Origin of the sequence: Falsirhodobacter deserti, from assembly GCF_004015795.1 — a bacterium.
Classification (GTDB): Bacteria; Pseudomonadota; Alphaproteobacteria; order Rhodobacterales; family Rhodobacteraceae; genus Falsirhodobacter; species Falsirhodobacter deserti.
The window spans coordinates 2249401-2260555 of record NZ_ML137218.1 but is presented as its reverse complement, the minus strand read 5'-3'; the positions used below and the strand labels follow the sequence as shown (position 1 = coordinate 2260555).

12 protein-coding genes and 1 pseudogene are annotated in these 11155 nt (G+C 62.4%); 4 read left to right on the top strand and 9 right to left on the bottom strand.

Translation table 11 applies throughout. From position 1 onward, the window contains the following. Positions 1 to 7 precede the first annotated feature (7 nt). From JX25_RS11375 to JX25_RS11355, 7 genes are all read right to left on the bottom strand, one after another. A complete protein-coding gene (locus tag JX25_RS11375; RefSeq protein WP_128255091.1) occupies positions 8 to 1348 on the bottom strand; it encodes a sensor histidine kinase in 1341 nt (446 codons plus the stop codon). Then, a complete protein-coding gene (locus tag JX25_RS11370; protein ID WP_128255090.1) occupies positions 1345 to 1818 on the bottom strand; it encodes a response regulator in 474 nt (157 codons plus the stop codon). Before JX25_RS11370 ends, JX25_RS11375 begins: the two co-directional genes overlap by 4 nt. Then, a complete protein-coding gene (locus JX25_RS14990; RefSeq protein WP_206611552.1) occupies positions 1806 to 2300 on the bottom strand; it encodes a sensor histidine kinase in 495 nt (164 codons plus the stop codon). The genes JX25_RS11370 and JX25_RS14990 overlap by 13 nt, the downstream gene beginning before the upstream one ends. Then, on the bottom strand, positions 2301 to 3176 hold the full coding sequence (locus JX25_RS14985) for a histidine kinase dimerization/phospho-acceptor domain-containing protein (RefSeq protein ID WP_206611551.1): 876 nt from the start codon (positions 3174 to 3176) through the stop codon (positions 2301 to 2303). It abuts the gene before it with no gap. A gap of 33 nt (positions 3177 to 3209) precedes the next feature. Next, entirely contained in the window at positions 3210 to 4016 is an 807-nt protein-coding gene (locus JX25_RS14980; protein ID WP_206611550.1) for a GAF domain-containing protein, read from the bottom strand. A gap of 68 nt (positions 4017 to 4084) precedes the next feature. Continuing rightward, positions 4085 to 5473 carry an adenosylhomocysteinase gene (gene ahcY / locus JX25_RS11360; RefSeq protein WP_128255089.1) on the bottom strand — a complete coding sequence of 463 codons (1389 nt, stop codon included), beginning with the start codon at positions 5471 to 5473 and terminating at the stop codon, positions 4085 to 4087. Positions 5474 to 5532: 59 nt separating this feature from the next. Continuing rightward, the gene (locus JX25_RS11355; protein WP_128255088.1) at positions 5533 to 5937 is read right to left on the bottom strand and encodes a hypothetical protein; all 405 of its coding nucleotides are present in this window, start codon (positions 5935 to 5937) and stop codon (positions 5533 to 5535) included. Positions 5938 to 6138: 201 nt separating this feature from the next. Between JX25_RS11355 and JX25_RS11350 the strand changes: the two genes are divergently transcribed. Further along, complete coding sequence (locus tag JX25_RS11350; RefSeq protein WP_421780757.1) at positions 6139 to 6717, top strand: HD domain-containing protein; 579 nt, start codon at positions 6139 to 6141, stop codon at positions 6715 to 6717. Here JX25_RS11350 and JX25_RS11345 read toward each other — a convergent pair whose 3' ends face one another. Together JX25_RS11345 and JX25_RS11340 are read right to left on the bottom strand one after the other, a co-directional pair. Beyond that, positions 6718 to 7032: an H-NS histone family protein gene (locus JX25_RS11345; RefSeq protein ID WP_128255086.1), complete on the bottom strand. Its 315-nt coding sequence runs from the start codon at positions 7030 to 7032 to the stop codon at positions 6718 to 6720. It lies immediately after the preceding gene. Positions 7033 to 7114: 82 nt separating this feature from the next. Beyond that, positions 7115 to 7669: an ActR/PrrA/RegA family redox response regulator transcription factor gene (locus tag JX25_RS11340; RefSeq protein WP_128255085.1), complete on the bottom strand. Its 555-nt coding sequence runs from the start codon at positions 7667 to 7669 to the stop codon at positions 7115 to 7117. Positions 7670 to 7820: 151 nt separating this feature from the next. Here JX25_RS11340 and regB point away from each other — a divergent pair, with 151 nt between their 5' ends. From regB to tsaE, 3 genes and pseudogenes are all read left to right on the top strand, one after another. After that, on the top strand, positions 7821 to 9176 hold the full coding sequence (regB, locus tag JX25_RS11335) for a sensor histidine kinase RegB (RefSeq protein ID WP_241557917.1): 1356 nt from the start codon (positions 7821 to 7823) through the stop codon (positions 9174 to 9176). 69 nt (positions 9177 to 9245) lie between these two features. Then, positions 9246 to 10703 carry a PAS-domain containing protein gene (locus JX25_RS11330; protein ID WP_241557916.1) on the top strand — a complete coding sequence of 486 codons (1458 nt, stop codon included), beginning with the start codon at positions 9246 to 9248 and terminating at the stop codon, positions 10701 to 10703. Positions 10704 to 10761: 58 nt separating this feature from the next. After that, positions 10762 to 11154: pseudogene (gene tsaE, locus JX25_RS15390) on the top strand (tRNA (adenosine(37)-N6)-threonylcarbamoyltransferase complex ATPase subunit type 1 TsaE); the annotation flags it as partial. Between the last annotated feature and the right edge of the window lies 1 nt (position 11155).

The window sequence follows — 11155 nt, the reverse complement described above, 5'->3', positions numbered from 1 at the left end:
GGGGATGTCAGTCAAGCGGGGCGATGATTTCGATCCGCAAGCCGTCCGGATGAAAGTCCTGCCGCACATTTCCATCGATCTGCTGGCCCAGCGCCTGTTCCAGAAGAATCGAGCCGAATCCACGCCGGACGGGCGGGTGCACCAGTGGCCCGCCGCTTTCCCGCCAATTGAAGGACAGCTTCTTGTCGGCCAGATCCCATTCGATGCAGACCTTGCCGCCGGGCACCGAAAGCGCGCCGTATTTCGCGGCATTTGTCGTCATCTCGTGCACGGCAAGGGCGAATGACAGGGCCATTTCGGCAGGAAGCTGAAGGTCCGGCCCATCCAGCCTCACGCGGCGCGGATCATAGGGCTGAAGCTCGCTCATGACGATGGCGCGCAGATGGATACCCGACCAGTCGCTGTCAGTCAGAAGCGTGTGGCTTGTGGCCAGCGACCGGATGCGCCGGCGGATGGAGAAGGCGAACTCCTCCTTCGTTTCCGACGTGCGCAGCGTGAAGTTGATGATGGATTGCACCGACGCAAGAGAGTTCTTCACCCGGTGATGCAGCTCCCGCATGATCAGAAGCTGCTGGCGTTCGGCCGCGCGGCGTTCCGTGACATCGAACAGGATGCCATAGGCGCTGGTCCCGGTCGCATGGTCGCAGATCAGCATCACGTTGCGCATCTCCCCCTCGGCCGAGCGAAGGGTGATTTCCCGCTCCAGCTTGCCGCCTTCGCGGGCGATGCAGTTCAGTGCCTCGTGCATGGAGGGCTGCTCCATCTCGTGGATCAGCGCCAGAAGATCCGCCATGCGTTCCTGCCGGCCAAGGATGATCTCGCAGGCGCGCTCGTCCATCAGAAGCTGGTCGGTGTCGGACCGCCATTCGAAGGTGCCAAGCCTGGCGATGTCCAGCGCGGCATCCAGCCGGCGGCGGCTGGAAAGCAGGGCTTCCTCCGCATCCAGCCGGGCCTTCCGCTCCCGCGCCTCGGCCAAGGCGCGGATCACGCAGCCGGGCAGGCGGGTCAGCCGCGACTTGATGACATAATCCGTCGCCCCCCGCTTCATCGCCTCAACTGCGATTTCCTCGCCCAAAGTGGCCGAAACGAACACGAACGGGATGCGCGGGCAGATGTCCTGCGCGATGTCCAGCGCGCTCATTCCGTCAAAGGCGGGCAGCGTGTGATCGGCGAGGATCAGGTCGGGCTCGTCCTGCAGGGCAGCGGTGAAATCTTCACGCGTCCAGACCCGCGCCACATCATGTTCGATCCCCGCGCGTTGCAGATGCGCAACCACAAGGTCCGCATCAAGTTCGCTATCCTCCAGCAGAAGGATCTGGATCGGTCGGACCTGCAGGACGTCTTTCACGCTTTGGACACCTTCATCGGCTCCCCTCGGGGGCGCGGGGGGTGCGGCTCGTTCAGGATGGCCCAGAACATGCCGACCTCCTGAATGGCCTTGAAAAATTCACGAAAATCCACCGGCTTCACGACAAAGGCGTTCACGCCAAGCTCATAACTGCGAACCAGGTCCCGTTCCTCCTTGGAGGCTGTCAGCATAACCACCGGAATATGGCGCAATACGTCGGTCTTCTTGATATGCTCCAGCACCTGAAGGCCGTCCACCTTGGGCAGCTTCAGATCCAGCAGCACCACCGCAGGATCGGCTTCGAAGCGTTCCTTGTGCGGGCCACTGTAGTTCAGCCAATCCAGCGCCTCGGCACCGTCGCGGGCCACGATCACCTCGTTGGCCAGCTGGCTGCGTTCCAGCGCCGTCAGTGTCAGTTCCAGATCCTTGGGGTTATCCTCCACCAGGAGGATCGGCTTCAACGTCGCCATGTCTGCTCCTTCACTTGGCGGGGCAACGAAAACGTGAATGTGGCACCCTCCTCGGGTGCCCCCTCGGCCCAGGCGCGTCCGCCGTGACGTTCGACGATGCGGCGCACATTCGCAAGGCCAATCCCGCTGCCCTCGTAATCCTCCATACGGTGCAGCCGCTGGAACACGCCGAACAGCTTGTCGACATATGCCATGTCAAAACCGACACCGTTATCCTTCACGAACCAGATCGTCTCACCCTCTCCCTCGTACCCGCCGATGACGATCCGGGCGGGGTCGCGGTCGCGCGTATACTTGATCGCGTTGGACAGAAGGTTCTGCCAGACCGCGCGCAGGAACGAAGGATCGCCGAATCCGCGCGGCAGTTCCGCCACGTCCCATTCGATGTTGCGATCGCGCATTCCGGTGGAAAGCATCCGCCGCACCTCGGCGATCAGCCGGTTCATGTCCACGGGGATGGGGGTCAGGGTGGCGCGGCCCATCTACGAAAAGTTCAGCAGGTCATCGACCAGCCGGCCGGCCGAGAACGCGCTTTCGATGATCGTATCCAGATAGCGGCGGGCAAGCGGATTGCTCGTATCCGTTTCTTCCTTCAGCAACTCGGCATAGCCGACGATGTGGCGGAACGGGGCGCGAAGATCGTGACTCACCGAATAGGAAAAAGCCTCCAGCTCCCGGTTGGAGCGGCGAAGCTCTTCGGTCAGCGCGGCCATTTCCTCGGCCTTGCGCAGCACGATGCCGGTGATGGCATTGCTCAGCGAGCGGACGGTTTCCAGCGCGGCAGGCGTCCACGGCACAGAATGTCCACGAACCTGTTCGCGCCAATCTTCGAAGGATTTGCGCGGGTTGATGCGCCCGCCATGCATGGTCTTCGTGGGATCGCCGCCCCAGGTGACAGTCTCGACCACCTCAGGTCGAAACCACAGCACATAGGACGGATGAAGCTGAGATATCGACATAGCCAGAAGGCCGCTCGCCACACTGGAATATGCCTCCGCCTCGGGGAAGACGCCCGGCAGGTTTTCCGTATGGAAGGGAATTTCGTGATGGTCCCGTGCCTCCAGCCATTCAGCCAGCCGAAGCACCTGGCTTTCGGTCGGGGTGTTGCCAAGCAGGGTGCAGGTTCCCTCGATGATAACGGCGGCGCCGTTCGCATCCACCAAAGCAAGCGTATCGTCGGGATTTCGACTCAGGCCGTCAATGAACCGCGCTTCGGCCGCCATCCGCGCCAGAAGGTGCGTTTCGATCCGGTGGCGCATCATGCGTTCCGCGGTTTCGGCGCTGCGGGTTCGCGCGCCAATCATCATCGCCATGATCTGGGCGATGAAGTCGCAGGCATTGCGGACATGCGGCGGCACCCTGTGCGGGCCGGCAGAGTGGCAGGAAATCAATCACCAAAGCTGGCCATCCTCCACGATAGAGATCGACATGGAAGACCGCGTGCCCATGTTGCGCCTGTATTCCTGATGAACCGGCGACACCGCACGCAGCACAGAAAAGCCGAGGTCCAGTTCATCTGCAGGTTCAATAGGAACAGGGGTATAATCGGCATCGGGAATCAGCCGCAGCCGGTTCAGGCGGTAAAGCTCCCGCGCCTGTGCGGGAATGTCGGATGCCGGAAACCGCAGGTCCAGATAAGACGGCAGTGCGTCGTTGCGGTCTTCGGCAATTACCGTGCCGTTCCAGTCAGCATCGAACCGGTAAACAAGCGCGCGGTCGAACCCCGTCAGCGCCCGCACCTCTTTGGCCACGGTCTGGGCAAGATCCTCCACGCCGCGCATGGACTGCATCTGTGCGATGCCACGCCGGATGCGGGGATAAAGCACATCCAGCGTGCGGCTGTCCTCTTCCGTGTCCTCGAACTCCACGATCAGGGCGCGGTCGTTGCGATGGGCAGTCACCGTCCAAAGCCGGCCTGCGATGGACAGGGTGCGAAGGGTTACTGCATCGTCAAAGGGCAGGTCCTGCTCAAGATCGGATGCGACCTCATCGCCACATTCCACCAGTGCCTTTGCCAATGGGCCATCCCGCCGTGACAGGATGGCACCGGCATTTGCACTGGATTGGATGATCGTATGAGTCGCCGGATCCAGAACCACCAGCACCCCATGGGGCTGGATTGATCCGGGAATACGGATCGGTTCCGCCGCACAATCGATGGTCGAAGGCGCGGCGGGTGTCGAGCCAGTGGCCGTCATATGCTCTTCCCGCTCTGACATGCCGCTGACATAGGTAGGAAGTGACTGTTTTTCAACGAAAACAGCTGTCAGTAACGATAGTGTTCAGGTTTGAACGGCCCCTCCACCGTGACCCCGATGTAATCGGCCTGTTCCTTGCTCAGCTTCGAAAGCTTCACGCCGATCTTGGCCAAATGCAGGCGCGCGACCTTTTCATCCAGTGACTTGGGCAGGATATAGACGCCCGGCTGGTATTCGTCGCCCTTGGTCCAAAGCTCGATCTGCGCAAGCGTCTGGTTGGTGAACGAGGCCGACATCACGAAGGACGGATGGCCCGTGGCATTGCCAAGGTTCAGCAGACGGCCTTCGGACAGCAGGATGATGCGATTGCCCGAGGGCATCTCGATCATGTCCACCTGTTCCTTGATGTTCGTCCACTTGTGGTTCTTCAGGCTGGCAACCTGGATCTCGTTGTCGAAATGGCCGATGTTGCCGACGATGGCCATGTCCTTCATCTCGCGCATATGCTCGATGCGGATCACGTCCTTGTTGCCGGTGGTGGTGATGAAGATGTCGGCGGTGCCCACCTCGTCTTCCAGCAGCGTCACCTCGAAGCCGTCCATCGCAGCTTGCAATGCGCAGATCGGGTCGACTTCCGTAACCTTCACGCGGGCGCCAGCGCCCTGAAGGCTGGCGGCGCAACCCTTGCCGACATCCCCGTAACCGCAGACAACGGCGACCTTGCCCGCCATCATCACGTCGGTGGCCCGGCGGATGCCGTCCACCAGCGATTCCTTGCAGCCATACTTGTTGTCGAATTTCGACTTGGTGACGCTGTCGTTCACGTTGATGGCTGGGAAGGGCAGCTGGCCCTTCTTGTGCAGATCGTAAAGACGGTGAACGCCCGTGGTCGTTTCCTCGGACACGCCCTTCAGCATGTCGCGCTGCTTGGTGAACCAGCCCGGGCTTGCCTCCAGCCGCTTGCGGATCTGGGCAAACAGGGCAACCTCTTCCTCGCTGGTGGGGGTGTCGATCAGCCCGGTTTCGCCGGCTTCGACGCGCGCGCCCATCAGGATGTACATCGTGGCATCGCCACCATCGTCGAGGATCAGGTTCGCGCCATCCTCGAACTGGAAGATCCGGTCGGTATAGGACCAGTATTCTTCCAGCGTTTCACCCTTGATGGCGAACACGGGGATGCCTGCCTCGGCAATGGCCGCCGCCGCGTGATCCTGCGTGGAAAAGATGTTGCACGAGGCCCAGCGAACCTCTGCGCCGAGGGCGACCAACGTTTCGATCAGCACACCGGTCTGGATCGTCATGTGCAAGCTGCCGGCGATGCGGGCGCCGGCCAGCGGCTTTGCCTGGCCATACTCCTCGCGAAGCGACATCAGCCCCGGCATTTCGGTTTCGGCGATGGTCAGTTCTTTGCGACCATACCCGGCGAGGGCGATGTCCTTGACGATGTAATCGGGCATGAGAGGTTCCGTTGTTTTCAGTCGCGGCAAGACATACCACCCGCTGCCCAAGGGGGCAATCAGCGGCGCAGGCCAACCTCTTCCAGACGGGCGGATGCGCTTTCGCCGCGATCCCATCCGGTGCCCGAACCGATGACGCAGGAAATCCCGTCGGGCCGTGTATAGCTGACCGTCCATGTTCCGGCCGCATCCGATGCCCAGACATCGAACTGCCGACCATTGTCGCGCTTGGCACTCAGCACCAGATCCTCGCCATAGGCTTCGCCCAGATCCGCAGCAAGGGTGCTGGGTTCGGCGCAGTAGGGATCGGTCGGAAGCTGATCGTTTCCGGTACGCGTGATGCTGTCGTAATAGGCCAGATCGACGCGGTCACCCTGCGGCGGCATCGCTGCCGAGACCGGCAGCGCGGCAATTGTCAGGGCGGCCCCTGCCAGGGCCAGACGGCTGGTCATCTTGCGGAACATGATCGGTCCCTCCTTTCCATGCATAACGGAAACGGGCGAGTAATGTTCCACCTTGCCGGTTTTCCCCCAAGATCGCGCATTGGGATGGCACCCGAAAAATCAGCAGGACCAAAGGGCAAAACGCGAAATGGCCGATCATTCAAGCCTCGCCAGAAAGACGCGGACTCGTTATTGGGGCGTTGCAAGCAAGGGATGTTTCTGATGCGCGCATGGCAACGCATGCTTTCTGGCCGCAGGCTTGATCTTCTGGACCCGACCCCCGTCGATATCGAGATCGGGGATATTGCCCATGGCCTTGCGTTCGTGGCGCGCTGGAATGGGCAAACCTTGGGTGACTGGCCCTATTCCGTGGCCGAACACTCCCTACTGGTGGAACGTATCTTTTCCCGGCTTGAACCGAAAGCGTCACTGCCGGACCGGCTTGCGGCATTGCTGCACGATGCGCCGGAATATGTCATCGGCGACATGATTAGCCCCGTAAAAGCCGCGATCGGTCCTGCCTATGCCGATCTGGATGCCCGTCTTACAGCGGCGATCCACCTGCGTTTCGGCCTGCCGCCAAAACTGCCGATGGCGCTGAAAAAGCGGATCAAGCAGGCAGACCGCATATCTGCCCGAATGGAGGCAGTGCGGATTGCAGGATTTTCGGAAAGTGAGGCGACAAGGTTTTTCGGCAAGGCCCCGCCCCCCGAATTAACTGAAGGGCTGGACCTTGTCTTGCGTCCGCCGGTGGAAACGCGCCGCGACTTTGTGGCGCGCCATCACCAGCTTCTGACGTGATCAGACGGCCATATCTTCAGGCGAACGGCCGGCGGCCACAGCTTCGGTAAACCAGCGCGGCTTGCGGCCACGGCCGGACCACGTATCGGACGGATTTTCGGGATTGGCATATTTGGGCGCGGCCGGGGCGCGCTTTTTGGAATTCGCGGCATCGACCAGATCCTGCAGCGTAAAGCCCAGTTCACGCGCTTCCGCTTCAAGCCGAGCCACAGCTTCACGCTTGCGGCGATCCTCGAACGAGTTGATTGCCCGATCGACCTGCGCCCGCAAATCCTTCAGTTCTTTAAGCGAAAGTGCATCGATATCCATGCTGATTCCTTCGGGATGTTATCGTTCTTGCCCTGCAATGAAAATAAACCCATTTGCGAACATCACAATACGTTAATAATCGAAGGCGCTATCTTGGGCTTCGCTTGGCAAGTATCCGCTGAAGCGTCCGCCGGTGCATATTAAGCCGCCGCGCGGTTTCCGAAACATTGCGGTCGCACATTTCGTAGACCCGCTGGATATGTTCCCAACGAACCCGATCGGCCGACATGGGATTTTCCGGCGGCCCCGGAAACGCCTCTCCTTTTGCCAGAAGCGCATGTGTCAGTTCATTGGCATCCGCAGGCTTTGAAAGATAATCCGTCGCGCCAATTTTTACGGCAGCCACGGCAGTGGCAATCGCGCCATATCCCGTCAGCACGACGATGCGGCAATCGGGGCGACGCTCGCGCAGCACTTCCACCACATCCAGCCCATTTCCGTCCTCCAGCCGAAGGTCCACCACGGCATAGGCGGGGGGCGCCTCCTCGGCCAAGGCACGGCCGGCAGCCACGCTGTCAGCGGTGACAGGCTGAAATCCGCGCTTTTCCATCGCTTTTGCAAGGCGCTTCACAAACGGCTCGTCGTCATCGACCAGCAGCAGCGTCCGGTCGGGACCGAGGTCCGGGTGCAGCTCTTCCGTCATTACGGGGTCTCCTGAAGATATCGGAAAGGGTTAGAAGATCGCGCGCCCCCCGTCAAATTACCGCCGCTTGCATTGATCCGGGAAAACCCGGCAGCTAGGGAAGCGAAACCTCGCAGATGGACAGGACGCGATGCCAGGAGTTTCCCGACCCATGATGCCGCGCGGCGACTGGCTGCGGCTGCGAACCCTTGTGAACCTGCGCTGGATCTCGATCTTCGGGCAGCTTGTGGCCATCACCGTTTGTTATCGCTGGCTGGACGTGCACCTGCCGCTGGCGGCGTGCTACAGCGTGGTAGCAGTGGCAATCTTCGCCAATTTCGCCTTCGTGTGGGCCAGCCGCGGCAACCGGCTTCTGACCGAGGCCGAGGCCTTGCTGACGCTGTTGTTCGACATGTCGCAGCTTTCGGTGCTGGTGTTCCTGACGGGCGGGCTGTCCAACCCTTTCGTGCTTTTGATCCTTGCGCCGGTGGTGATCGCGGCTTCGGCCCTCAGCCTTGGCACCACCATCGTGCTGGCGCTGTGCGCCACTGCGTGGGTCAGTTTTGTTACGCTTTGGCATCTGCCGATGGAGCTTTCGGACAATACCCTGCTTCAGACACCCGGCCTGTTCCGCTTCGGCTTCTGGCTGTCGATGGTGATTGGCATTGGCTTTACCTCGGTCTATGCACGCCGCGTTTCGACCGAGATCCGAACGACATCCAAGGCGCTGCTGGCCACGCAGATGGCCTTGGCGCGCGAACAGAAGCTGACCGATCTGGGCGGGGTCGTGGCCGCGGCGGCGCATGAACTGGGAACTCCGCTGGCCACCATCAAGCTTGTCAGCGCCGAGTTGATGGAGGAGCTTGCCGATAACCCCGACCTTTACGAGGATGCCGCCCTTATCCGCGAACAGGCAGACCGCTGCCGCGACATCCTGCGATCCATGGGCCGCGCCGGCAAGGATGACAGCCATATGCGCCAGGCCCCGCTGACCACCGTTCTGCGCGAGGCCGCCGAACCGCATATGGGCCGCGGCAAAATGGTGGAGCTTTCGGCCCGTCCAGAACAGGCAGACACCGATGCCCGCATTCCTACCATCCTGCGCCGCCCCGAGGTGATCCACGGCCTCCGCAACCTTGTCCAGAACGCCGTGGATTTTGCCGAAACCACCGTCTGGATCGACGCGAGGTGGAGCGATACGCGCATCCTGGTGCGCGTTTCGGATGACGGGACCGGCTTTTCGCCGCAGATCCTTGGCCGGATAGGGGAGCCGTTCGTCCGGTCCCGCCGCCAGCCGCAGGATGTGGTGCGGCCCGAATATGACGGCATGGGCCTTGGCCTCTTTATCGCCAAAACGCTTCTGGAGCGAACTGGGGCGACCCTTGCCTTCGCCAACGGGTCCGATCCGTTTCTCAATCCCGAAGAACGCGCCTCCCGCTCGGGCGCGGTGGTGGAGGTGGCATGGCCGCGCAGCGCCCTCACCCCCAATGACGGCCCGCTGCAACAGAACCGCCTAATTGACCTTTGAGAACGGGGCTTTAACGTCCTGTTAACCGATAAGAACAAAGCTTTGCCCATACAAGCTGGGGGCCGGAACATGCAGACCATCGGCTGGATCGACCTGATGCGGGCTGAAGCCGTTGCGCTTCTTGCCTGCACCGCAGGTTATGTCATGCGGCAGCTTCTGCGCCGCCAGCCCGCACCTGCACAAGTGCGGGACAGCACAACCGTCTTCCTGTTCGACGGGGACCGGCTGATCGATGCCAACGCGGGTGCGCGCAGCCTGCTGACGGCCCTGCGGGCCGAAGGCGATCACCTGCGCGCGCGCCTTCTTTCCTATCTTGCAGGCCAGTTTCCCGATGTGGCCGAAGGGCTGGACCGGCTTGAGCGGACGGGCCATCTGCGCCTTTCCGGGCAGAACGGGATCATCCTGCATGCAGAACTTTCGGGCGGCATCACCCGCATCGCGCTCGACGGCGAAGGCCCTGCAGGGGACGGCCCAACCCAAACGGCGCAGGCCACGGAACTGGCCCGCCTGCGCCGGATCGTGGCCGAAGCTCCGGTGCCGCTGTGGCAGGAAACCCCGGGCGGAGAGGTGATCTGGGCCAATGCCGCCTATGTGCAGGCGGCCGCACCCGACACCCCCTCATGGCCCTTGCCACGTCTGTTCCCCAAGGACGATGAGGTGGAGCTTTCCGGCGGCTGGCTTGCCGTGCAGCGGAACGGCCGTACCGGAGCGGCCTGGCCCCTGACCCGCGCAAAGAAAGCCGAAGCGCAACTGACCGAGTTTCGTCAAACGCTTGCCCGTACCTTCGCCGACCTGCCCACCGGCCTTGCCATCTTCGACCGGCAGCGCCACCTGCAGATCTTCAATCCCGCCCTTCTGGACCTGACGGGCCTGCCGCCGGACCTGCTTTCGTCCAAGCTCTCGCTTTATTCCTTTCTTGACGCGCTGCGCGAACGCAGCCTGATCCCAGAACCCAAGGATTACAGCAGCTGGCGCCGGCGAATGATCGGGCTGGAGGAGGCGGCAAGCCACGGCCGGTTCGAAGAAACATGGAGCTTGCCGACAGGCCAGACATGGCGCGTGGTGGGCCGCCCCCATCCCGACGGCGCGATGGCGCTGTTGTTCGAAGATATCTCCAGCGAAATAACCCGTACCCGCCGGTACCGCGCCGACCTGGAACTGGGGCAGGCAGTTATCGATGCGATGGAAGAGGCGGTGGCCGTTTTCTCTCCCTCGGGCACGCTCGTCATCTCGAACTCCGCCTATGCACGGCTGTGGAACGAAGATCCCGGCGGCCGGCTGGACGAGGCGAACCTTGCCAGCCTTTGCGCAGAATGGCGCGCCGCCAGTGCCCCTTCGACCCTTTGGGCCGAGATCGAGGCATTTGCTGCCACCCTTGGCCCCCGCACGCGCAGCGGAGGGGAAGGCGGCGTGCGGCTGAATGACGGGCGCTGGATCGAATGCCGTTACGCGGGGCTGGCGGGCGGCGCCACGCTGATCGGCTTCCGGCCGCAGGTAGCAGCGCCGCTGGTGGTGCGCGTGGGATAACCGCCTGCACCGCCGATGCCCCTTGCGTCCGCCCCCTCGCCCCGCCATCTTCGCGCCGATGACGCTGATCCTGCCCCTTTCTGACGATGACGCAACTGCCCGCCTTGGCACCGATCTGGCTGCCATCCTTCGCGCGGGCGATACGGTGCTGCTTTCCGGCGGCATCGGGATGGGCAAGACGCACCTGGCGCGCGCCCTGATCCATGCCCACACGGGGGAACGGGACATCCCCTCGCCCACCTTCACACTGGTGCAGACCTATGACGGGCAGCCTGAGATCTGGCATGCCGACCTTTACCGCCTGTCCCACCCCGACGAGGTGATCGAGCTTGGCCTTGATGCCGCCATGCAGGAAGCGATCTGCCTGATCGAATGGCCCGACCGCTTGGGCGACCTTGCACCGCCCGACGCCCTGCGAATCGCACTGGAGGTGGAGGGCGAGGGGCGGCTGG